Genomic DNA, 21,202 nt, shown 5'->3' on the forward strand with positions numbered 1-21,202 from the left:
GCGGCCGGGAACCGGCGGTACGGTCGTGGCCCAGTCGTAGTGGGTGGTTACGGGGAGGCGGCACATGATGGCCGAGGCCGAGGCGGACACGGGACGTGCGGAGCGGCCGGGCAGGCGGATTCCTCATGTGCCGGGGTTCGCCCCCTGGCCGGAGGGATCCCCCACGCCGAAGGAGCGGGGCAAGGCGCTGCGGGAGCGGGTGCCGCGCTCCGCGCACGCCGAGGCGGCGCTCGGTGCGGGGCGGCCGGATGCCCTGACGGCCGTCGAGGAGTCCAACGCCGGGCGGCTCCCGGAGCTGACGCCGATCCGGGTCGGCCGCATGGCCGCGAACCCGTTCGCCTTCCTCCGCGGATCGGCGGGGCTGATGGCGTACGACCTGTCGGGCACGCCGGTCACCGGGATCGGCGCGCAGATCTGCGGTGACGCGCACGCCGGGAACTACGGCCTCTACGGCGACCCCCTGGGCAATCTCGTCATGGACATCAACGACTTCGACGAGACCGTGCACGGGCCCTGGGAGTGGGATCTCAAACGGTTGGCCACCTCGCTCGTGCTGGCGGGCCGGGTGGCGGGCGCGGACGAGGACACCTGCCGGAAGGCGGCACAGGACACCGCGGGGGCCTACCGCCGTACCGCCCGGCTGCTCGCAAAGATGCCGGTGCTGGACGCCTGGAACGCCATCGCCGACGAGGAACTGGTCTCCCACACCGACGCGCGCGACCTGATCGGCACCCTGCAACGGGTCTCGGAGAAGGCGCGGCGCAACACCAGTGCGCGATTCGCCGCCAAGGCGACCGAGAGCCTCCCGGACGGCGGTCGGGGCTTCACGGACGCCCCGCCGGTGCTGCGGCGGGTCCCCGACGCCGAGGCCGCCGCGGTGGCATCCGCGCTGCCCGACTATCTCCGGACACTGCCGCCGGACCGGCTGCCGCTGCTCGGGCGGTACGCGGTGCACGACGTCGCCTTCCGGGTCGTCGGCACCGGCAGTGTGGGCCTGCGGTCCTATGTGGTGCTGCTGCTCGACGATCTGGGCGAGCCGCTGGTGCTCCAGGTCAAGGAGGCGCGGCCCTCGGTGCTGCTGCCCCACGTGGAGAAGGCCGGATTCGGCACGCACCAGGAGCGCCGCGGCGGGCACGAGGGGCAGCGCGTGGTGCTCGGCCAGCAGCGGATGCAGGTGGTGAGCGACCTCCTGCTCGGCTGGGCCACCGTCGACGGGCGTCCGTTCCAGGTCCGGCAGTTCCGGAACCGGAAGGGCAGCGTGGACCCGGCAGCCCTCGCCCCCGACCAGCTCGACGACTACGGGCGGATGACCGGTGCGCTCCTGGCGCGGGCGCACACGCACAGCGTGGATCCCCGGCTGATCGCCGGCTACTGCGGCAAGAACGACGTGCTGGACGAGGCGGTCGCCGCCTTCGCGGTGGCGTACGCGGACCGGACCGAGGCGGACCATGCCGAGCTCGTCACCGCGGTGCGGAACGGGCGGATAGCCGCTGATCTGGGGGTCTGATCCGGCTGAGCCGGCTGGGTCTGCGGGCGCCGGGCGGGACGCAGCGGGCCCGCTCCCGGGCCCGGCCGTCACCGTTCCGGCGTCCCCTTGCCCTGCCGTCCCGGGACGGCGACGGCCAGGCCGGTACCGGTGTGCGGCAGCTCACGAGCCGGTGGTCGGTGAAGGGCAGCCGGCGAACCGGCGACTCGTGAACCGGAGCGCGGCGCCGCTCCGTCGCGGCGGCAGCCCCTTGCCGGGCCACCGTTCATGGCCCTACCGGAACCACCGGGGAGGAACGGCCCGTAGGCTGGCCGGGTGACAAATCCGGAAGCCGAGACGAACCCGGAAGCGGAGCGGACGGAGCCTCAGGGCGGTCCGCGGCCGGAGGCACGCCTGGAGCAGGCGGTGAGCGCGGCCGAGCAGGCGCTGATCGAGTTCGAGATCGCCGTGGAGACCTTCCGGGTCGAGGTGGAGAACTTCTCCCGGCTGCACCACCAGCGGCTCGGCCCGATGTATGCCCGGCTCGACGAGCTCGACGCGTTGATCGCCGAAGCGATCGCCGCCCGGACCGGTGACCCGGAGGACCTGCGCAAGGCACAGCAGGCCCGGGGGCTGGTCCTGCCGATGCCTGCCGTCGAGGAGCTGTTCAACGGCTGGATCGACTCCGACGGCCTGTCGCCCGAAGCCTCGGCGATGCTCACCGAGCGACCGGTGCAGCCGCCGCGGCGGGTGCGGCCGAGCGAAGAGGCCCGGCGGATGTACCGCGAGCTGGTCCGCAAGGCGCACCCCGATCTGGCACGGGACGAGGCGGAGCGGGAGCGGCGCAGCGAGTTCATCGTGCGGGTCAACAAGGCTTACGCGGCGGGCGATCAGGCGGCGCTCGGAGACCTCGCCGAGGAGTGGGAGGCCGGTCCCCGCGGCGAGGAGCAGCGGCCCAGCAGGAGCGAGGAGCTGTACGCCCGTCTGGAGTGGCTGGCCCAGCGCAAGGAGATGCTGGCCGCCGTCGCGGCCGAACTGGAGTCGAGCGCCATCGGCGCGATGCTGAAGATGGCGCCGGAGGACCCGGACGCCCTGCTCGACGAGATCGCCGAGCAGCTGCTGGCGCAGGTCTCCGAGCGGGAGGCGCGGCTGGCGGAGCTGGTTGGGTAACGTGCGGGGGAGGGCCGACCTGTCCGGCCCGACGACACCGAGAGAGGCTGACCTCATGCACTTCGCCCAGCTGCCCGCCGTGGATGCCGGGGCGGTTCCGTCCGACGGCTTTCTGCTGGACGTCCGCGAGGACGACGAATGGGCCGCCGGGCACGCCGAGGGCGCGCTGCACCTCCCGATGGGTCAGGTCGTGGCACGGTTCGGCGAGCTGACCGAGGCGGCCGCCGACGGCCGGCGGGTGCACGTGGTGTGCCGGGTCGGCGGCCGGTCCGCACAGGTGGCGCAGTACTTGATCGCCCAGGGTCTGGACGCGGTGAACGTCGACGGCGGCATGCTCGGCTGGGAAGCAGCGGGGCGCCCGCTGGTCGCGGAGACCACCGGCGGACAGGCCTACGTGCTCTGAGCCTCCCGCCCGTGCTCTGAGCGTCCCTGCTCGGTTCGACGCTTCCCGCTGTTGCCTCGCCCCGGCCTTTCCGTGCCGTCCCCAGCGGTCCGGGTGTCCGGGTGTCCGGCGCTCGGGTGGTGTTGGAGCTCGGCCGGTGCCCGGGCGAGCTTCTAGGAGGCGAGGGGGTGGGCGGCGAGAAGGTTGCCGAGGGCTTCCTCATGGGCCGCGGCCGGGCCGAGCGACAGCTCCAGCTGTTTGGCCCAGGCGTGGTAGCGGTGCAGCGCGTAGTCGGTGTCCGCGCCGAAGCCGCCGTGCAGGTGCTGGGCCGTCTGCACGACCCGGCGCACCCCCTCGGAGGCCCAGATCTTCGCCACCGCCACGTCTCCACTCGGGGGCAGCGCCCCCGTTGCTCCGCTGGTGAGCCGCCAGGCGGCCTGCCAGAGGGTCGCCTCCATGGCGCGCAGATCGATGAAGCGGTCCGCGGCCTGGACCGCCACCGCCTGGAAGGTGGCCACCGGGAAGCCGAATTGCTCCCGCTTGCTGGTGTATTCGCCGGTCATTCCGAGCACACCGAGCCCCAGGCCGAGCGCGAGAGCGCAGGTGCCGGTGGCGAGCACATCGCGCAGCCGCTCCCAGACGCCCTCGCCGGACAGGGTGTCGCGGTCGGCGATCCGTACGGAGTCCAGGGAGACCTCCGCGTAACGCTCGCCGCTGGTGGACACCTGATCGGCCAGGGACACCCCGTCGTGGAGGCGGGGGGCCAGGGCGACCACCGTTCGACCGTCCCCGGCACGGGCCGGTACGAGCACGAGGTCCGCGACCTGTGCCCAGGGCACGGCCGTCTGCACCCCGTCCAACTGCCAGGCGTCACCGTCCCGGTGCGCGGTGACCGAGAGCGGGGCGGCGTCGTGGCCGGTACGGCCGTTGGAGGCGACCGTCAGGACGAGTTCGCCCCGGCCGACCCGGGGGAGCAGGTCGTCGCAGAGTTCGGCACTGCCGTGGGTCCGCAGGGCGAGGGCAGCGGCGCCGGTTTCCAGGAGGGGAGTCCGTGCCAGAACCTTCGCGGACTCCCGCAGCACGAGGCAGAGCGCCATGAGGTCGAGGCCCGCCCCGCCGTGCCGGGGCTCGAGGACGAGGCTCAACAGGTCGGCCCGGGCCAGCCGGTGCCACAGCGCACGGTCGAAGTCCTCGGCGACGGCACCGGGCACGAGGGCGGGGCTGGGCACACCGTCGGGTGCCACCCCGGAGAAGACGGCCTGTGCTGCCTCGACGGCCGCCTGCTGCTCTTCGGTGAAGGTGAAGTCCACTGCCCGTCCTCCCACGCACACCCGCAGAGTTTCTGACGGTGCGTCAAGATAGAACATGTTGCAGGAATTGGGAATGGTGTCCGCACCCGGACCGGACAGCGCGCTGCATTTGTCCGCCGGGAAGCCCCCGCAGCCACGGCGGAGACCCCGCGGAGCGTGGCTCCCCCGGAGCGAGGGTCCTCCAGAGCGAGGATGCCCCGGAGCCGTGGCTCCCCGGATCGTCGCTGCCCCGGATCGCTGCTCCCCTTCCCGGGGCCGGCCACCTTCGGAGCAACGGGTCCGCAGGTCAGCGGTCGAAGTCCAGCTCCACCTGTTCGGTGACCGGGTGGGACTGGCAGGCCAGGACATAGCCCGCGCCGACCTCGTCCGGTTCCAGCGCGAAGTTCCGGTCCATACGGACCTCACCGGAGACCACGAAGGCCCGGCAGGTCCCGCACACGCCGCCCTTGCAGGCGTACGGAGCGTCGGCGCGGTTCCGCAGAACCGCCTCCAGCAGCGACTCGGCGTTCCGCACGGGCCAGCTGCCGGACCGGCCGTCCAGGGTGGCCGTCACCGTGCTGTGCGCCGGTGCCGACGCGGGTGCGGCCGGCGCGGACGAGTCGTCCGCCACATGGAAGATCTCCTCGTGGACCCGGGCGCGCGGTACGCCGAGCGCCCGCAGGGCCCGCTCCGCACCCTGCACCAGTCCGTAGGGGCCGCACAGGAACCAGCCGTCGATCGAGTCCACGGGCAGCAGGGCCGGCAGCAGTTCCCCGAGCCGGGCCTCGTCCAGCCGTCCCGACGGCAGACCGGCCTGTTGATCCTCGCGGGACAGGGTCTGGACGAGCTGCAGCCGGTCCGGGTACCGGTCCTTCAGATCGGCGACCTCGTCCAGGAACATCGTCGAGGCGGCGGTGCGGTCGCTGCGGATCAGACAGAAGCGGGCGTTCGGCTCCCGGGCCAGCAGGGTGGAGACGATCGACAGCACCGGGGTGATACCGCTGCCCCCGACCACGGCGGCGAAGTACCCCGCCGTGGGCTCCAGTACGAATCGCCCGGCCGGCGCCATGACCTCCACGGTGTGGCCGGTCTGCAATTCCTTGAGGGCGAACGTCGAGAACTCCCCGCCCTCGACCAGTCGCACGCCCACCCGCAGCGTCTCCGGGCCACCGGAACTCCCGGCGGGGCCGCAGATGGAGTAGGTGCGGCGGATCTCCGAACCGTCCGTGCTGCGGCGCCGCAGTGCGAGGTGCTGCCCGGGGGTGAACCGGTACGCCTCGCGCAGCTCGGGCGGAACCGCGAAGGTGACGGCGACCGAGTCGTCGGTGAGCCGGTCGACCGCGGCCACCTGCAGCGGATGGAAGGCGCCATGACGAGCCGCGGCCATCTACAACTCCTTGAAGTGGTCGAACGGTTCGCGGCAGGACTCGCAGCGGCGCAGCGCCTTGCACGCGGTGGAGGAGAAACGGCTCAGCAGCGTGGTGTCGGTGGATCCGCAGTTCGGGCAGCGCACGGACAGCTCCACCATGACCGGGCCGCTCGGGCCTCCCGGGCGCGGTGGTGCGATACCGAACTCTTCGAGCTTGCGCCGGCCCTCGGAGCTGATGGCATCGGTGGACCACGGCGGGGAGAGGACCGTGCGGACGGCGACCTCGGGTATGCCTCGCTCGTGCAGTACCCGCTCGATGTCCGCGGTCATGGACTCGATGGCCGGGCAGCCGGTGTACGTCGGGGTGAGCTCCACCTCGACCCGTCCCGGGCCCAGGAGGTGCAGTCCGCGCAGGACCCCCAGCTCCTCGAGGGTGAGCACGGGGAGTTCCGGGTCGGGCACCGAACCGGCGAGCCGTCGGAGCTCCTCCTCGAGCGGGGTCGGGGCGGCCGGGGGCGCCGTGTCGGGGGTCACCATGTCGCCCCCGGGTGGCTGCGGTGCAGATGCTGCATCTCCGCGAGCATCCGGCCGAATGGTTCGGTGTGCAGGCCCTGACGACCCGCGCCCGCGGCCCATCCGCCGCGCTGCGGACCGGTCGGCAGGGTCAGAGTGGCGCGCTCCACCACGGACGCCACGGATGCCGTCCACGCCTCGCGGAGGGATTCCCAGTCCACGACCAGCCCCTCCAGCGGCTGGAACAGCTCGCCGGTGAAGCGCCACAGCTCATCGAGCGCGCGCTGCATCCGGGTGTGGCTCTCCGCCGTGCCGTCACCCAGGCGCAGGGTCCAGTGCTCGGCGTGGTCGCGGTGGTAGGCGACCTCCTTGACCGCCTTCGCCGCCAGCGGGGCGAACGCCCCGTCCCCCTGGGCCAACTGCCCGTACAGCAGCTCCTGGTAGGTGGAGAAGTAGAGCTGCCGGGCCATGGCCTGCGCGAAGTCGGCACAGGGCTGTTCGACGAGCTGCACATTGCGGAAGGCGCGCTCCTCGCGGAGGTAGGCGAGTTCGTCCTCGTCGCCCTCCATGGACAGCAGGACCCGGGCCTGGCCGAGCAGGTCGAGGGCGATGTTGGCGAGCGCGACCTCCTCCTCGAGCACAGGGGCGTTGCCCGCCCACTCCCCCAGCCGGTGGGAGAGCACGAGGGCGTCGTCGCCGAGGGCCAGCGCTGCGGTGGTCACAGGTGCTGCACCCCTTCCGGGATCTCGTAGAAGGTCGGGTGCCGGTAGGGCTTGTCGGCGGCCGGCTCGAAGAAGGGGTCCTTCTCGTCGGGGGAGGATGCGGTGACGGCCGCGGAGGGCACCACCCAGATCGAGACGCCCTCGGCCCGCCGGGTGTAGAGGTCACGGGCGTTGCGGAGCGCCATGGCGGCGTCGGGGGCGTGCAGGCTTCCGGCGTGGGTGTGCGACAGGCCCCGCCTGCTGCGAACGAACACCTCCCACAGCGGCCAGTCCGTAGCGCTCATGCCGTTGCCTCCCCGTGTTTGGCGGCGTAGGCCGCCGCTGCCTCGCGCACCCAGGCGCCTTCCTCGTGCGCCCGTCGGCGCTGGGTCATCCGCTGTTCGTTGCACGGGCCGTTGCCCTTGAGGACCTCGCGGAACTCGTCCCAGTCGATGGCCCCGAAATCGTGGTGCCCGCGGTCCTCGTTCCACCGCAGGTCCGGGTCGGGCAGTGTCAGCCCGAGGGCCTCGGCCTGCGGCACGCAGATGTCCACGAAGCGCTGCCGCAGCTCGTCGTTGGAGTGCCGCTTGATCTTCCAGGCCATCGACTGGGCGGAGTGCGCGGACTCGTCGTCGGGCGGGCCGAACATCATCAGGGACGGCCACCACCAGCGGTCGACCGCGTCCTGCGCCATCGCGTGCTGTGCTTCGGTGCCCCTGCTGAGGGCCAGCAGCAGTTCGTATCCCTGCCGCTGGTGGAACGACTCCTCCTTGCAGATCCGCACCATGGCGCGGGCATAGGGCCCGTAGGAGCAGCGGCACAGCGGCACCTGGTTGGTGATCGCGGCACCGTCCACCAGCCAGCCGATGGCCCCTACGTCCGCCCAGGTCAGCGTGGGGTAGTTGAAGATCGAGGAGTACTTCTGGCGACCGGAGTGGAGCTTGTCGAGCAGTTCGTCCCGCCCGGTGCCCAGGGTCTCGGCCGCGCTGTACAGGTAGAGCCCGTGTCCGGCCTCGTCCTGGACCTTCGCCATGAGAATCGCCTTGCGCCGCAGGGACGGCGCGCGGGTGATCCAGTTGGCCTCCGGCTGCATGCCGATGATCTCGGAGTGGGCGTGCTGGGCGATCTGCCGCACCAGCGTCGCGCGGTAGGCGTCCGGCATCCAGTCACGTGGTTCGATCCGCTCGTCCGCCGCCACCGCCGCGTCGAACGCCGCTGCGTACGCGCCCGCGCTCTCGGCTGCAACCACCGTTGTCACCAGGCGCCCCTCTCATCCGACGAGCCCGGACCGACCGACCGCCGACCGACCGATCGTTCGGTTCAATGGTGCGGTGAGGGATCGTAGGGTGTCAAGGCTGTGGATAACCGCGAGACGCTGTGCCGGAAGGGGCGCTCTGAGTACCGTTCCACGGAGATTCGGACTCGGAAGGGGCGGAATGGAGCGTCACGAGGAGGGGACGGCGGTGCCGGGCGGTGTCGCCGCGCTCTCGCTGCCCTCACGCATAGTGATCGCGGTGGCGTTCGCCGCGGTCGTGGTCGCCGCCGCGGTGCATCTCGCGATGGTCTTCCTGCACCTCGCCCCCGCCAACACGATCACCAAGCAGCACGGGGCGACGGTCGACGACTACATCTATCCGGAGTTCGAACAGAACTGGAAGCTGTTCGCCCCGAACCCGCTCCAGCAGAACATCGCCGTACAGGCCCGCGCCGAGATACGCACGGCCGAGGGGGGCACCGCGACCACGAAGTGGATCGATCTGTCCGCCCAGGACGGGGCGGCGATCCACCACCGGCTCCTCCCCAGCCACACCGAGCAGAACGAACTGCGCCGCGCCTGGGACCTGCTCATCGGTTCGCACGACACCGAGAACCGGCCCAACGGTCTGCGCGGACAGCTGTCCGAGCAGTACATGCGGCGCATCGTGATGCTCCGGATCGGCCCCGAGGAGTCCGGGGGCAGGGTCCAGCGGATCCAGCTGAGGTCCGCCACCACCCCGATCGCCCCGCCGCCGTGGAGTGACGAGAAGGTCGACACCAAGACCGTCCACCGGGTGATGCCCTGGTGGACGGTCTCCGCGAAGGACGTTCCGGAAGGGGCCGGCCACCGATGACCCCGATCTCCGCCCCGCGTCGCGCCGAACGGGCGCTCGCCCGGGGCATCGCCCGCGTCACCGGCAGCGCCCTCGGGCCGTACCAGACCGCGGTGATCCGGATCGGCTTCTCCTTCACCTGGCTGGCCTTCCTGCTCCGCGAGTGGCCGCACCGCCATGAGCTGTACGGGCCCGACGGACCGTGGAACTGGGACATGGCCCGTCGGCTGATCGACGAGAACGGTGCTCTCACCGCGCTGATCTGGTCCGACAGCAGGCTCTGGTTCGAAGCCGTCTACTTCTTCGCCATCGCCGCCGGCGCGCTGCTGCTGCTCGGCTGGCGCACCCGTGCCACATCGGTGCTGTTCATGACCGGGGTGCTGTCCCTGCAGAACCGCAGCATCTTCGTCGGCGACGGCGGCGACAACGTCATCCACCTCATGGCGATCTACCTCGTGCTCACCCGCTGCGGCCAGGTGTGGTCCCTGGACGCCCGGCGCCGCGCGCGGACGGGGAACGGCGGCAGGGACCGGGGCGGGATCGTTCTCTGGGCCGTGCTCGGCGCCGTTCTCCTCCTCGCCACCGGGCTGGGCCGGCTCAGCTGGGGCTGGCAGGCGGTCTACTGGGGCCTCTGGGCCGCGCAGGGCGTCCACGGGGCGGTCCGCCGCCGCGTCGCCGGCGCCGGCCTGCCGATACCCGGGGGTGCGAACGCACCGGGTGTGCCGGGGCAGCGCACACCGGCCGACGCGACACCCGCACGGACGCCACCGGCCCCGGCGGCATCGGCCGGTGCTGCACTGACGCAATCCGCACCGACGGAATCCGCACCGGCCGAGCAGACGGCGATGCAGCAGGCGGGCGCGGCGGGTACGGGCGCGGGGGCAGCCGCGGAGCGAGCGCCCCGGGAGGTGCGGCCGGAGCGGCCCCTGAGCCGTGAGGCGGCCACCGTCCTGGAGGCCATCACCAACCTCGTCCACAACGGCGCCCTGTTTGTGATCATGGCCGAGGTGTGTCTGATCTACGCGACCGCCGGCTGGTACAAGGTCCAGGGCACGCGCTGGCAGGACGGCACCGCCCTCTACTACCCGATGCACCTGAACTACTTCTCGCCCTGGCCCGAGCTCTCCGGTGTCCTCGCCGGCAGCGGGGTGCTGGTTCTGCTCATCACCTACGGCACGGTGATCGTCCAGGTCGCCTTCCCGTTCACCCTGTTCAACCGCGGGGTCAAGAACGTCCTGCTCGTGCTGATGATGGCCGAGCACCTGGCCATCGCCTTCGCGCTCGGCCTGCCCTTCTTCTCACTCGCCATGATCGCCGCGGACGCGGTCTTCCTGCCGACCGGGTTCCTCCGGTGGGTCGGGGGCCGGGCCGCCCGGCTCCGGGAGCTCCGTCCCGCCCGCTCCGCGGGGGAGGCCGTCCGGAGCGACAGCAGGCGGCCGGACCGTACCCTCGTCGGGTGACCAGCGACAGCATCGAGACCGTTCAGTACGACGACGGCTACGGCCCCGCCGAGGTCGGCGTCGGCCCGCACCCCCTGCCGTGGCCGGAGGGCGACCGATACGACCCCGAGCTGCTCGCGCACGGCGACCGGCGCAATGTCGTCGACCGCTACCGCTACTGGACGCGTGAGGCGATCGTCGCCGACCTCGACACCCGCCGCCACGACTTCCACGTCGCTGTGGAGAACTGGGGGCACGACTTCAACATCGGCTCCGTGGTGCGCACCGCCAACGCCTTCCTCGCGAAGGAGATCCACATCGTGGGCCGGCGGCGCTGGAACCGGCGCGGTGCCATGGTCACCGACCGCTACCAGCACGTCCGCCACCACCCCGACACCGCGGAGCTCACCGCCTGGGCGGCGGCCGAGGGTCTGCCGATCATCGGTATCGACAATCTCCCCGGCTCCGTCCCGCTGGAGACCACCGAGCTGCCCCGCCGCTGTGTGCTGCTGTTCGGTCAGGAGGGCCCGGGGCTGACCGAGGAGGCCCGCCGGCACGCGGCCATGGTGTGCTCGATCGCGCAGTTCGGCTCCACCCGGTCGATCAACGCGGGCGCGGCGGCCGCCGTCGCCATGCACGCCTGGATCAGCCGCCACGCCCGTATCGAGAACCCGTAGGGCCCCGCCCGTCCCCCGGCGCCGGAGGGATCCGCGGCGCCGGGGAAGCGCGCACTACGCCGGGCGGCGGACCTCGACCGTGCGGAAGCGGTTCGCGACGAACGCCCCGTCACAGAGCACGGAGTTCGCTGCCGGGTTGCCGCCCGAGCCGTGGAAGTCCGAGAACGCCGCGGTCTGGTTGACGTACACGCCGCCGGTCAGATTGAGCGACAGCTGGGCGCACTCCTCCAGGCACGCCTCCTCGATCAGCTGCTCGACCTCCGGGGAGGTCGTGTACGCGCCGACCGTCATGGCCCCCTTCTCCCGGACGGTGCGGCGCAGCAGCTCCACCGCGTCCGACGAGGAGTCCACTGCCACCGCGAACGACACCGGTCCGAAGCACTCCGTCAGATAGGCGGCATCCGGCTCCGCCCCCTCCCAGACCTTCCGCGCCCCGTCCGCCTTCACGATCACCGGCGTACGGACCGTGGCGTCGGGGAAGTCCGGGTGCGCCACCTTCCGGGACTCCAGGGCGACCTCGCCGTGCCCGGCGGCGGACTCCAGGCGCTCCCGCACCTGGGGGTTGACGATGGCGCCCAGCAGGGCGTTCGCCCGGGCGTCGTCGCCCAGCAGGCCGCTCACCGCGCCCGCCAGGTCGCTGACGAACTCGTCGTACGACTTGTGGCCGGCGTCCGTGGTGATGCCGTCGCGCGGGACGAGGAGGTTCTGCGGAGTGGTGCACATCTGGCCGCTGTAGAGGGACAGCGAGAAGGCGAGGTTGCCGAGCATGCCCTGGTAGTCGTCGGTCGAGTCGACGATCACCGTGTTGACGCCGGCCTTCTCCGTGTACACCTGCGCCTGCCGGGCGTTGGCCTCCAGCCAGTCGCCGAAGGCGGTCGAGCCGGTGTAGTCGATGATGCGGATCTCGGGACGCACGGCCAGGGTCTTGGCCAGCCCCTCGCCGGGCCGTTCGGCGGCCAGCGCCACCAGGTTCGGGTCGAACCCGGCCTCGGACAGCACCTCGCGCGCGACCGCCACCGTCAGCGCCAGCGGCAGGACCGCCCGCGGGTGCGGCTTGACCAGCACGGCGTTCCCGGTGGCCAGGGAGGCGAACAGGCCCGGGTAGCCGTTCCAGGTGGGGAAGGTGTTGCAGCCGATCAGCAGGGAGATGCCGCGCGGCACGGCGGTGAACGCCTTGCGCAGATTCAGCGGGTCCCGCTTCCCCTGGGGCTTGGACCAGTCCGCGGCCTCGGGGGTGCGCACCTGCTCCACATACGCGTACGCCACGGCCTCCAGGCCGCGGTCCTGGGCGTGCGGCCCGCCCGCCTGGAACGCCATCATGAACGCCTGGCCACTGGTGTGCATGACCGCCTGGGCGAACTCATGGGTCCGGGCGCTGATCCGGGACAGGATCTCCAGGCACACCATCGCGCGGGTCTCGGGCCCGGCCTCCCGCCACCCCGGCATGGCCGCCCGCATCGCCGGCAGCAGCACGTCGACGTCCGGGTGCGGATACTCCACGCCCAGCTCCGGGCCGTACGGGGAGACCTCGTCTCCCACCCAGGCGTCCGTCCCCGGCTGGCCGAGGTCGAGCTGCTTGCCGCGCAGCGCCTCGAAGGCGGCCAGGCCGTCGCCGGCCGCGGATTCGCCGTACGCCTTCGGGTGCTCCGGGTGGGGAGACCAGTACGCGCGGGTGCGGATGGCTTCCAGCGCCTGGTCGAGGGTCGAGCGGTGCTTCTCGATCAGCTGGAGAGCGGTGAGATCGGCGGCCATGGCTGACCAACTCCTCGTTGAGCCGGGCTGGGAATCGAGTATCCGGAGTGCGAGGGGCCCGGGGGCTTCCCCCGGGAGATACTGTAACCGAACGATCGGTCGGGACAAGGGGGCCTCGGGTCCTGTGGACAACTCGTCGGGGAGGATCTTCACCATGACCGCAATCGACCGCACCGGCACCGTCGCCGTCGTCGGCACCGGCACCATGGGCCAGGGGATCGCCCAGGTCGCGCTGCTGGCCGGGCACCCGGTGAGGCTCTACGACGTGGCTCCCGGCCGGGCCGGGACGGCGGTCGACGCCATCACGGTGCGCCTCGACCGGCTCGTGGAGAAGGGCAGGCTCACCGCGGAGGAGCGCGACGCCGCCCGCGGCCGGCTCGGCGCGGTCACCGAGCTCGGCGGGCTCGCGGACGCCCGGCTCGTCGTCGAGGCGATCCTGGAGGAGCTGGGCGCCAAGCAGCAGCTCTTCACGGCCCTCGAAACCGTCGTCTCCGAGGACTGCCTGCTCGCCACCAATACCTCCTCGCTGTCCGTCACCGCGGTCGGCGGGGCGCTCGCCCGCCCCGGACGCCTGGTCGGGCTGCACTTCTTCAACCCGGCGCCGCTCCTTCCGCTGGTGGAGGTGGTGAGCGGGTTCGCCACCGACGAAGCCGCCGCGGCACGTGCCCACGCCACGGCGGCGGCCTGGGGGAAGACGCCCGTCCGCTGCGCCGACACCCCCGGTTTCATCGTCAACCGCGTCGCCCGGCCGTTCTACGCCGAGGCCTTCCGGCTGTACGAGGAGCGGGCGGCCGACCCGGCCACCATCGACGCCGTCCTGCGGGAGTCCGGCGGCTTCCGGATGGGCCCGTTCGAGCTGACCGACCTCATCGGCCAGGACGTCAACGAGGCTGTCACCCGGTCCGTCTGGGAGTCCTGCTTCCACGACCCGCGGTTCACGCCCTCGCTCGCTCAGCGCAGGCTCGTCGAAGCGGGGCTGCACGGCCGGAAGTCGGGCCGCGGCTGGTACGCGTACGGCGAGGGGGAGTCCAGGCCGGAGCCGCACACCGCGGAGCCCCGCAAGGCGCCGGCCACGGTCGGCGTCCACGGCGACCTCGGGCCCGCCGCGGTCCTGGCCGAGCTGATCGCCGAGGCGGGCATCGAGGTCACCCGCGACCGCACCTCCTTCGTGTCGGAGGGGTTCATCGCGCTGCCCGGCGGCACGCGGCTCACGCTCACCGACGGTTCGGCCGCCACCACCGATCTGTCCGGCACCCACATCCGCTTCGACCTCGCGCTGGACTACCGCACCGCGACCCGGATCGCCCTCGCCCCCTCCGACCTCGCCTCCCCCGAGGCGCTCAGCGACGCGATCGGCCTGTTCCAGGCGCTCGGCAAGCAGGTCAGCGTGATCGACGACGTCCCCGGAATGATCGTCGCGCGGACCGTCGCGATGCTCGCCGACTTCGCCACCGAGGCGGTCGCCCGCGGCGTCGCCGGCGCGGAGGACGTCGACACCGCGATGCGGCTGGGCGTCAACTACCCGCGCGGCCCGCTGGAGTGGGCCGATGAGCTCGGCGTCGGCTGGGTGCGCAGGGTCCTGTGGGGGCTCGACGACGCGTACCCTACTGGCCGCTACGTCCCGTCCCAGCCCTTGCTCCGTCGTGCGACGGCCGAAGGAAAGCTGTTCTCATCATGACCATGGCCAAGCGCGACACCTATACGCCCGAATCGCTGCTCGCGGTCGCCGTCGAGGTGTTCAACGAGCGGGGCTACGACGGCACCTCCATGGAGCACCTCTCCCGGGCGGCGGGGATCTCCAAGTCGTCCATCTATCACCATGTCCGCGGCAAGGAGGAACTGCTGCGACTGGCGATACGCCGCGCCCTCGACGGGCTCTTCGCGATCCTGCGGGAGCCGGGGGCGTGCGAGGGCCGGGCCATCGACCGTCTCGAGCACGTCACGCGGCGGACCGCGGAGGTGCTGATGGCCGAGCTGCCGTACGTCACGCTGCTGCTGCGGGTGCGCGGCAACACCGACACCGAACGGTGGGCCATGGAGCGCCGCCGCGAGTTCGACCAGCAGGTCGCGGAGCTGCTGAAGCAGGCCGCGGCGGAGGGCGACCTGCGCGACGACGTGGACCTGCGGCTCGCCACCCGGCTGCTCTTCGGCATGATCAACTCGATCGTCGAGTGGTACCGGCCGCACGGCAGCGGCCACATGGACGGCGACGACGTGGCCGAAACGGTGGTGCGCATGGCTTTCGCGGGCCTGCGGACGTCCGCTTCTGCGTAGCCCCTCTCTTCTGGGCGTTTTCTGCGTAGGCCCTTCTTCTGGGCGTTGACCTTCCTCCGGGGTGACGCTCCGGTCGGGCGCCGGCGGGCCGCTGGGCTTCTCCCACCACGCCCCGGGCCGGTTCCGTCGCTGCCGCCGGCCGCGGTTCAGGCCTCGGCCGGGTCCTCCGGCCAGAGGTCCGTCTCCTCGAACACCAGCAGCGTGCGCGTGCTCAGCACCTCGGGGATCGCCTGGATCCGGGTCAGGACGAGTTCCCGGAGTGCGCGGTTGTCCTCGGTGTGCACCAGCAGCAGGACGTCGAAATCGCCGCTGACCAGGGCGATGTGCGCGGCGCCCGGCAGCTCCTCGAGCTGTTCGCGGACCGTGCGCCAGGAGTTCTGCACGATCTTCAGCGTGATGTACGCGGCGGCGCCCTGGCCTGCCCGTTCCATGTCGACCCGGGCACCGAAGCCCTGGATCACGCCGTCCTCGATGAGCCGGTTGATGCGCGCGTACGCGTTGGCCCGCGAGATGTGCACCCGCTCGGCCACGGAGCGTATCGAGGCGCGCCCGTCGGTGCGGAGCATCCGGAGGATCGCGCGGTCGATCGCGTCCAGCGGGCGCGGGGGCGGCATCCGGCTCTCGTCGGCCATCCGTTCAGTTGCCATCCGCCTATGCCTCCCCACGGTGGACGTCCTGTCTTCATCTCAGGCTGTGGAAAACCGTTTGTCCACAGGCTGAGGCCGCATGTAGCCAAAATGTGCCGTCGACCGAACAATCGGTAGGTGAGACGTGCCACACCGCGTCGCGCTAAGCCCTGCCCGTCGCCCCGGCCAGCAGGCCCCAGGTCCCCACGCCGAAGCCCAGGGGCGAGTCCCAGGAGGTGCTCGAATGACGGTCCTCGAACAGCCCGGGTCGTACCACCCGGTCCCGCCGCCCGCCTGGCGGCCCCGCACCGACCCCGCGCCGCTCCTGCCCGACCAGGAGCCGTACCGCCTGCTGGGTACCCCCGCGGGGCGGGACACCGACCCCGCCCTGCTGAAGCGGCTCCACGCCGAGCTGGTCCGCGGCCGCCGCTACAACACGCAGGCCACCGCCCTCACCCGGCAGGGCCGGCTGGCCGTGTATCCCTCCAGCACCGGCCAGGAGGCCTGCCAGGTCGCCGCCGCCCTCGTCCTGGAGGACCGGGACTGGCTCTTCCCCAGCTACCGCGACACCCTCGCCGCCGTGGCCCGCGGCCTCGACCCCGTGCAGGCCCTCACCCTGCTCCGCGGCGACTGGCACACCGGGTACGACCCGCGGGAGCACCGCGTCGCGCCGCTGTGCACACCGCTGGCCACCCAGCTCCCGCACGCCGTGGGCCTGGCGCACGCCGCCCGGCTCAAGGGGGACGACGTCGTCGCGCTCGCCATGGTCGGGGACGGCGGCACCAGCGAGGGCGACTTCCACGAAGCACTGAACTTCGCCGCCGTCTGGCGCGCCCCCGTCGTCTTCCTCGTCCAGAACAACGGCTTCGCGATCTCCGTGCCGCTCGCCAAGCAGACCGCCGCGCCCTCCCTCGCCCACAAGGCGGTGGGGTACGGCATGCCGGGCCGGCTCGTCGACGGGAACGACGCGGTCGCGGTCCACGAGGTGCTCGGCGAGGCCGTCCGCCGTGCCCGCGCGGGGGACGGCCCGACGCTCGTGGAAGCCGTCACCTACCGCATGGAAGCCCACACCAATGCCGACGACGCCACCCGCTACCGGCCGGACGACGAGGTCGCGGAGTGGCGGGAACACGACCCGATAAGCCTGCTGGAGCGCGAGATGCGGGACCGGCACCTGCTGGACGACAAGGAGGCCCGGGTGGTCCGCGAGTCCGCCGAGGAGATGGCGGCCGACCTGCGGGAGCGGATGAACCAGGACCCGGTCCTGAACCCGCTGGACCTGTTCGGCCACGTGTACGCCGAGCAGACGGAACAGCTGCGTGAACAGGCCGCCCAGCTGCGCGCCGAACTCGACGCCGCCGACCACGAGGGAGAGGGCGGGAAGTGACCACCGCACCAGCCGCCGCCGGGCCCGCCGCCCCGGTGCGCAAACCCGCCACCATGGCCCATGCCCTGGGCCGCGCCCTGCGGGATTCCCTGGCCGAGGACCCGTCCGTGCACGTCCTCGGGGAGGACGTCGGCACGCTGGGCGGTGTCTTCCGGATCACCGACGGCCTCGCCCGGGAGTTCGGCGACGACCGCTGCACGGACACGCCGCTGGCTGAGGCGGGAATCCTGGGCACGGCGGTCGGCATGGCGATGTACGGTCTGCGGCCCGTCGTGGAGATGCAGTTCGACGCCTTCGCCTACCCGGCGTTCGAGCAGCTCATCAGCCATGTCGCACGGATGCGCAACCGGACGCGGGGCGCGATGCCGATGCCGGTCACGGTGCGGGTGCCGTACGGCGGCGGGATCGGCGGCGTCGAACACCACAGCGACTCGTCCGAGGCCTACTACATGGCCACCCCGGGCCTGCACGTCGTCACACCGGCGACGGTGGCGGACGCGTACGGCCTGCTGCGGGCCGCCATCGCCTCCGACGACCCCGTCGTCTTCCTGGAGCCGAAGCGGCTGTACTGGTCGAAGGCCGACTGGTCGCCGGACGAGCCCGAAGCGGTCGGCCCGATCGGTCGCGCCGCGGTCCGGCGGACGGGCCGCAGCGCGACACTCATCAGCTACGGGCCGTCCGTGCCGGTGTGCCTCGAGGCCGCCGACGCCGCCCGCGCCGAGGGCTGGGATCTGGAAGTCCTCGACCTGCGGAGTCTGGTGCCGTTCGACGACGCGACGGTCTGCGCGTCCGTCCGCCGGACCGGGCGGGCCGTCGTCGTGCACGAGTCCAGCGGGTTCGGCGGTCCCGGAGGGGAGATCGCCGCGCGGGTGACGGAGCGGTGCTTCCACCACCTGGAGGCCCCGGTGCTCAGGGTCGCGGGCTTCGACATCCCGTATCCGCCGCCGATGCTCGAACGCCACCATCTGCCCGGCGTCGACCGCATCCTGGACGCGGTCGCCCGGCTGCAGTGGGAGTCCGAATGGACGCCGGGGGAGGTGCGGAGCTGATGGCCGTGGTGCGGGAGTTCAGGCTGCCCGATCTCGGCGAGGGGCTGACCGAGGCCGAGATCATCCGCTGGCTGGTGCAGGTCGGCGACGTCGTCGCCGTCGACCAGCCGGTGGTCGAGGTCGAGACGGCGAAGGCCGTGGTGGAGGTGCCCTGCCCCTACGGGGGCGTGGTCACCGCACGCTACGGCGAGGAAGGCACGGAGCTGCCGGTCGGGGCACCGCTGCTGACGGTCGCGGTCGGCGCGGATGCGGGCGCCGCCCCGGACGGCCCCGAACCGGGCGCCTCGGTGCCGGGAACCACCCCCGCTCCGGCCGGCGCGGGGGCGGCTGCGCCGGGCACCGGGGCCGCCGGTGGCGTCGACGGTACAGCCGACGCGGGCAGGGACGAGGGATCGGGCAATGTGCTCGTCGGCTACGGCACCGGTGCGCCGGTGGCCCGTCGGCGCAGGGTCCGCCCCACGGGCGGCTTCTCCCCGCCGTCCGCGCCCGCGGCCGCCGGACCGCGAGGGGCAGCCGGTGGAGCAGCTGTCCGTGCGGCCCCGCCGCAGGAAGCGAACGTTCCGGCAGACGGCCGTGCCACGACGGGCGCCACCTCCGGAGCCGTGACAGCCGGCGGCTCCGGACCGGTTGCCGTGATCTCGCCCCTCGTCCGGCGGCTGGCCAGGGAGAACGGGATCGATCTCCGCGAGGTGTGGGGCAGCGGGCCCGAGGGGCTCATCCTGCGGGCCGACGTCGAGAGCGCCGCGCGGACGCTCGCCGAACCGCCGGCCCGGTCGGAGCGGAGCGACACGGCTCCCCACGCCGCCGGGGGCAGGACCGTCCCCGACCGGGGCGAGCCCGCCGGGGGCAGGCAGCCGGAGACCGGTGGGGCCCCGGTGGCGGAACGCATTCCGCTGCGCGGGGTGCGCGGAGCCGTGGCGGACAAGCTGTCGCGGAGCCGGCGGGAGATCCCCGAGGCGACGTGCTGGGTGGACGCCGACGCCACCGAACTCATGGCGGCCCGGTCCGCCATGAATGCCGCCGGTGGGCCGAAGGTGTCGCTGCTCGCGCTGCTGGCCCGGATCTGCACGGCCGCACTCGCCCGCTACCCCGAACTGAACTCCACGGTGGACATGGAGGCCCGCGAGGTCGTCCGGCTCTCCGGCGTCCACATCGGATTCGCGGCGCAGACGGACCGGGGGCTGGTGGTGCCCGTCGTCCGGGACGCGCACACGCGGAACGCGGCCTCGCTGTCCGAGGAATTCGCCCGGCTCACGGAGAAGGCGCGGGAGGGCACGCTGACGCCGGCCGACCTGACCGGCGGCACGTTCACACTCAACAACTACGGCGTCTTCGGCGTGGACGGCTCGACGCCGATCATCAACCACCCCGAAGCGGCGATGCTGGGCGTGGGGCGCATCGTGCCCAAGCCGTGGGTGCACCGGGGCGAGTTGGCGGTGCGGCAGGTCGTTCAGCTGTCGCTCACCTTCGACCACCGGGTGTGCGACGGCGGCACTGCCGGGGGCTTCCTCCGGTACGTCGCCGACTGCGTCGAGCAGCCGGCGGTGCTGCTGCGCACGGTGTGACGCAGCCTGCCCTCGGCGCCTGCCCCCTGCGGCCGGCGCCGTGGGCAGGGACGGGCGTCCCGGGAAGTGGGGCGCGCCCGTGGGGCGGGAGCCATGAGGCTGCCGTGACGTCCCACGGGCCCGGGATACTCGATGCATGACTGCGCAGGGGTACGACGCGGTGGTGCTGGCCGGTGGCGCCGCGAAGCGGATGAGCGGGGCGGACAAGCCGGGCCTCCGGGTGGGCGGACGCCCTCTCCTGGACCGCGTGCTCGGGGCGTGCGCCGACGCCACCGCGACCGTTGTCGTCGGTTCCCGGCGACCGACCGCGCGGCCGGTGCGCTGGGCGCGCGAGGCGCCGGCCGGCGGCGGCCCGCTGGCGGCGCTCGCCGCCGGCCTCGCCCACGTCACGGAGCCGGTGGTACTCGCCCTCTCGGCGGATCTGCCGTTTCTGTCGGCCGAAACGGTGCGGGCGCTGATCGGGGCGCTGGACGGGGAGGAGCACGGGCCCGGCCCGGCCCCCGCGACGCGGCCGGACGCCGGCCCGGATGCCGGCCGGGCCACCGCGGACCGGGTGATCCGGGCCGGCGGCGCGGCCCGGGCCGAGACGGCCGAGACCTCCCGGGCGGCGCGGGACTCGGCCACGGCCCGGGCGAGCGATGCCAACGGCACCGCGGAAAGCGAGCCGGCCGACGGGGTGCTGCTCGTCGATTCCGACGGCAGGGACCAGCCGCTGGTCGCCGCCTACCGAACCGAGCCGCTGCGCCGCGAACTCTCCCTCCTCGCCGCTGAGCACGGCGGCCTCGCGCATCTGCCGCTGCGCCTGCTCAGCGCCGAACTCACCCTCCGGCGCATACCCGGACCCGTCCCCGCGGCGTCCTTCGACTGCGACACCTGGGAGGACCTTGCGTCCGCCCGCGCCCGTATCAGGGAGCATGGAAACGTGCTGGATGAATGGATAGCCGCAGTCAAGGACGAACTCGGGATCGAGCTGGACGTCGACACCGGCGTTCTGCTGGACCTCGCCCGCGATGCCGCGCACGGCGTGACCCGGCCGGCGGCGCCCCTCACCACCTTCCTGGTCGGGTACGCGGCGGGCCGGGCGGGTGGCAGTCCGGCCGAGGTGGCCGAAGCCGCGCGCCGGGCGGCGGCACTCGCCGAGCGCTGGGCGGCGGAGTCCGCCGAGGGACCGGCCGACGGTGGAAGGACCGACGGATGACGAGGCAGGGCGCGGACCGATGACGAACCGTGAGACGGATGGCGACACCGACCGGGACGCGGACCGCGACGCTCTGTCTCCCGGCGACGGCCGTGTACTCGGTGACGGCAGCGCCGGCGGGGACGCCCGGCACGGGCACGGGCGCGCCCACCGCTCCGCACACGACTGCGGTGACATCGGCGGGACGGCCACCGGGGGGAGCGAGGCACAACAGAACGCCCCGGGGAATGACGCCTTCGGCCCCGAGGCCACCGGA

Annotated in this window: 20 protein-coding genes; 12 read left to right on the top strand and 8 right to left on the bottom strand. The window is 72.8% G+C overall.

Going from position 1 to position 21,202, the window contains the following annotated elements:
• Positions 1-64 precede the first annotated feature (64 nt).
• From ACFYYR_RS18290 to ACFYYR_RS18300, 3 genes are all read left to right on the top strand, one after another.
• Positions 65-1,507: a DUF2252 domain-containing protein gene (locus ACFYYR_RS18290; protein ID WP_388853889.1), complete on the top strand. Its 1,443-nt coding sequence runs from the start codon at positions 65-67 to the stop codon at positions 1,505-1,507.
• Positions 1,508-1,801: 294 nt separating this feature from the next.
• Positions 1,802-2,635, top strand: coding sequence for a J domain-containing protein (locus tag ACFYYR_RS18295; protein WP_388853892.1), 834 nt, complete (start codon positions 1,802-1,804; stop codon positions 2,633-2,635).
• 55 nt (positions 2,636-2,690) lie between these two features.
• Positions 2,691-3,038 (top strand): rhodanese-like domain-containing protein, encoded by a 348-nt coding sequence (locus ACFYYR_RS18300; RefSeq protein WP_388853895.1) that lies wholly within the window; start codon positions 2,691-2,693, stop codon positions 3,036-3,038.
• Between the two features lie 152 nt (positions 3,039-3,190).
• Here the strand turns inward: ACFYYR_RS18300 and ACFYYR_RS18305 are convergent, their stop codons facing one another.
• The 6 genes from ACFYYR_RS18305 to paaA all read right to left on the bottom strand — a co-directional run bounded on the left by ACFYYR_RS18305 (position 3,191) and on the right by paaA (position 8,147).
• Entirely contained in the window at positions 3,191-4,327 is a 1,137-nt protein-coding gene (locus ACFYYR_RS18305; protein ID WP_388853898.1) for an acyl-CoA dehydrogenase family protein, read from the bottom strand.
• A gap of 286 nt (positions 4,328-4,613) precedes the next feature.
• Entirely contained in the window at positions 4,614-5,693 is a 1,080-nt protein-coding gene (locus tag ACFYYR_RS18310; RefSeq protein WP_388853901.1) for a 2Fe-2S iron-sulfur cluster-binding protein, read from the bottom strand.
• Positions 5,694-6,212: a 1,2-phenylacetyl-CoA epoxidase subunit PaaD gene (paaD, locus tag ACFYYR_RS18315; RefSeq protein ID WP_388853904.1), complete on the bottom strand. Its 519-nt coding sequence runs from the start codon at positions 6,210-6,212 to the stop codon at positions 5,694-5,696.
• Entirely contained in the window at positions 6,206-6,910 is a 705-nt protein-coding gene (gene paaC, locus ACFYYR_RS18320) for a 1,2-phenylacetyl-CoA epoxidase subunit PaaC (protein ID WP_388853907.1), read from the bottom strand. Before paaC ends, paaD begins: the two co-directional genes overlap by 7 nt.
• Positions 6,907-7,194 carry a 1,2-phenylacetyl-CoA epoxidase subunit PaaB gene (paaB, locus tag ACFYYR_RS18325; protein ID WP_388853910.1) on the bottom strand — a complete coding sequence of 96 codons (288 nt, stop codon included), beginning with the start codon at positions 7,192-7,194 and terminating at the stop codon, positions 6,907-6,909. The genes paaC and paaB overlap by 4 nt, the downstream gene beginning before the upstream one ends.
• On the bottom strand, positions 7,191-8,147 hold the full coding sequence (gene paaA / locus ACFYYR_RS18330; protein ID WP_388853913.1) for a 1,2-phenylacetyl-CoA epoxidase subunit PaaA: 957 nt from the start codon (positions 8,145-8,147) through the stop codon (positions 7,191-7,193). The genes paaB and paaA overlap by 4 nt, the downstream gene beginning before the upstream one ends.
• A 178-nt stretch (positions 8,148-8,325) precedes the next feature.
• Here paaA and ACFYYR_RS18335 point away from each other — a divergent pair, with 178 nt between their 5' ends.
• From ACFYYR_RS18335 to ACFYYR_RS18345, 3 genes are read left to right on the top strand one after another with little or no spacing between them, the layout of a single operon-like run.
• Entirely contained in the window at positions 8,326-9,000 is a 675-nt protein-coding gene (locus ACFYYR_RS18335; protein ID WP_388853916.1) for a DUF5819 family protein, read from the top strand.
• Positions 8,997-10,439 carry an HTTM domain-containing protein gene (locus tag ACFYYR_RS18340; RefSeq protein ID WP_388853919.1) on the top strand — a complete coding sequence of 481 codons (1,443 nt, stop codon included), beginning with the start codon at positions 8,997-8,999 and terminating at the stop codon, positions 10,437-10,439. Before ACFYYR_RS18335 ends, ACFYYR_RS18340 begins: the two co-directional genes overlap by 4 nt.
• The gene (locus ACFYYR_RS18345) at positions 10,436-11,095 is read left to right on the top strand and encodes a TrmH family RNA methyltransferase (RefSeq protein WP_388853922.1); all 660 of its coding nucleotides are present in this window, start codon (positions 10,436-10,438) and stop codon (positions 11,093-11,095) included. Before ACFYYR_RS18340 ends, ACFYYR_RS18345 begins: the two co-directional genes overlap by 4 nt.
• A gap of 54 nt (positions 11,096-11,149) precedes the next feature.
• Here ACFYYR_RS18345 and paaN read toward each other — a convergent pair whose 3' ends face one another.
• A complete protein-coding gene (gene paaN / locus ACFYYR_RS18350) occupies positions 11,150-12,847 on the bottom strand; it encodes a phenylacetic acid degradation protein PaaN (protein WP_388853925.1) in 1,698 nt (565 codons plus the stop codon).
• A 154-nt stretch (positions 12,848-13,001) separates the two neighbouring features.
• On the opposite strand from paaN, the gene ACFYYR_RS18355 reads away from it, so the two are divergent.
• Positions 13,002-14,525 carry a 3-hydroxyacyl-CoA dehydrogenase gene (locus ACFYYR_RS18355; RefSeq protein WP_388853928.1) on the top strand — a complete coding sequence of 508 codons (1,524 nt, stop codon included), beginning with the start codon at positions 13,002-13,004 and terminating at the stop codon, positions 14,523-14,525.
• Positions 14,522-15,121 carry a TetR/AcrR family transcriptional regulator gene (locus ACFYYR_RS18360; RefSeq protein WP_388853931.1) on the top strand — a complete coding sequence of 200 codons (600 nt, stop codon included), beginning with the start codon at positions 14,522-14,524 and terminating at the stop codon, positions 15,119-15,121. Before ACFYYR_RS18355 ends, ACFYYR_RS18360 begins: the two co-directional genes overlap by 4 nt.
• Positions 15,122-15,267: 146 nt before the next feature.
• Here ACFYYR_RS18360 and ACFYYR_RS18365 read toward each other — a convergent pair whose 3' ends face one another.
• Positions 15,268-15,768, bottom strand: coding sequence for an Lrp/AsnC family transcriptional regulator (locus ACFYYR_RS18365; protein ID WP_388853934.1), 501 nt, complete (start codon positions 15,766-15,768; stop codon positions 15,268-15,270).
• A 223-nt stretch (positions 15,769-15,991) separates the two neighbouring features.
• Here ACFYYR_RS18365 and pdhA point away from each other — a divergent pair, with 223 nt between their 5' ends.
• The 4 genes from pdhA (at position 15,992) to ACFYYR_RS18385 (ending at position 20,946) form a co-directional block, all read left to right on the top strand.
• Complete coding sequence (pdhA, locus tag ACFYYR_RS18370; protein WP_388853936.1) at positions 15,992-17,134, top strand: pyruvate dehydrogenase (acetyl-transferring) E1 component subunit alpha; 1,143 nt, start codon at positions 15,992-15,994, stop codon at positions 17,132-17,134.
• A gap of 53 nt (positions 17,135-17,187) precedes the next feature.
• Complete coding sequence (locus ACFYYR_RS18375) at positions 17,188-18,183, top strand: alpha-ketoacid dehydrogenase subunit beta (protein WP_388854480.1); 996 nt, start codon at positions 17,188-17,190, stop codon at positions 18,181-18,183.
• Positions 18,183-19,748 carry a dihydrolipoamide acetyltransferase family protein gene (locus ACFYYR_RS18380; RefSeq protein ID WP_388854483.1) on the top strand — a complete coding sequence of 522 codons (1,566 nt, stop codon included), beginning with the start codon at positions 18,183-18,185 and terminating at the stop codon, positions 19,746-19,748. The genes ACFYYR_RS18375 and ACFYYR_RS18380 overlap by 1 nt, the downstream gene beginning before the upstream one ends.
• Before the next feature lie 136 nt (positions 19,749-19,884).
• On the top strand, positions 19,885-20,946 hold the full coding sequence (locus tag ACFYYR_RS18385; protein WP_388853939.1) for a DUF6457 domain-containing protein: 1,062 nt from the start codon (positions 19,885-19,887) through the stop codon (positions 20,944-20,946).
• Positions 20,947-21,202: the final 256 nt, after the last annotated feature.

The sequence above is a fragment of the Streptomyces sp. NPDC001922 genome (genome assembly GCF_042891165.1).
Classification (GTDB): Bacteria; Actinomycetota; Actinomycetes; order Streptomycetales; family Streptomycetaceae; genus Streptomyces.

Coding starts and splice junctions, on each gene's coding strand:
- paaD (WP_388853904.1), bottom strand. CDS start 6,212: ATGGTGACCCCCGACACGGCGCCCCCGGCCGCCCCGACCCCGCTCGAG.
- ACFYYR_RS18335 (WP_388853916.1), top strand. CDS start 8,326: ATGGAGCGTCACGAGGAGGGGACGGCGGTGCCGGGCGGTGTCGCCGCG.
- ACFYYR_RS18290 (WP_388853889.1), top strand. CDS start 65: ATGATGGCCGAGGCCGAGGCGGACACGGGACGTGCGGAGCGGCCGGGC.
- ACFYYR_RS18385 (WP_388853939.1), top strand. CDS start 19,885: ATGACTGCGCAGGGGTACGACGCGGTGGTGCTGGCCGGTGGCGCCGCG.
- paaB (WP_388853910.1), bottom strand. CDS start 7,194: ATGAGCGCTACGGACTGGCCGCTGTGGGAGGTGTTCGTTCGCAGCAGG.
- ACFYYR_RS18310 (WP_388853901.1), bottom strand. CDS start 5,693: ATGGCCGCGGCTCGTCATGGCGCCTTCCATCCGCTGCAGGTGGCCGCG.
- paaN (WP_388853925.1), bottom strand. CDS start 12,847: ATGGCCGCCGATCTCACCGCTCTCCAGCTGATCGAGAAGCACCGCTCG.
- ACFYYR_RS18300 (WP_388853895.1), top strand. CDS start 2,691: ATGCACTTCGCCCAGCTGCCCGCCGTGGATGCCGGGGCGGTTCCGTCC.
- ACFYYR_RS18355 (WP_388853928.1), top strand. CDS start 13,002: ATGACCGCAATCGACCGCACCGGCACCGTCGCCGTCGTCGGCACCGGC.
- ACFYYR_RS18375 (WP_388854480.1), top strand. CDS start 17,188: ATGGCCCATGCCCTGGGCCGCGCCCTGCGGGATTCCCTGGCCGAGGAC.
- ACFYYR_RS18365 (WP_388853934.1), bottom strand. CDS start 15,768: ATGGCAACTGAACGGATGGCCGACGAGAGCCGGATGCCGCCCCCGCGC.
- ACFYYR_RS18360 (WP_388853931.1), top strand. CDS start 14,522: ATGACCATGGCCAAGCGCGACACCTATACGCCCGAATCGCTGCTCGCG.
- ACFYYR_RS18340 (WP_388853919.1), top strand. CDS start 8,997: ATGACCCCGATCTCCGCCCCGCGTCGCGCCGAACGGGCGCTCGCCCGG.
- ACFYYR_RS18380 (WP_388854483.1), top strand. CDS start 18,183: ATGGCCGTGGTGCGGGAGTTCAGGCTGCCCGATCTCGGCGAGGGGCTG.
- pdhA (WP_388853936.1), top strand. CDS start 15,992: ATGACGGTCCTCGAACAGCCCGGGTCGTACCACCCGGTCCCGCCGCCC.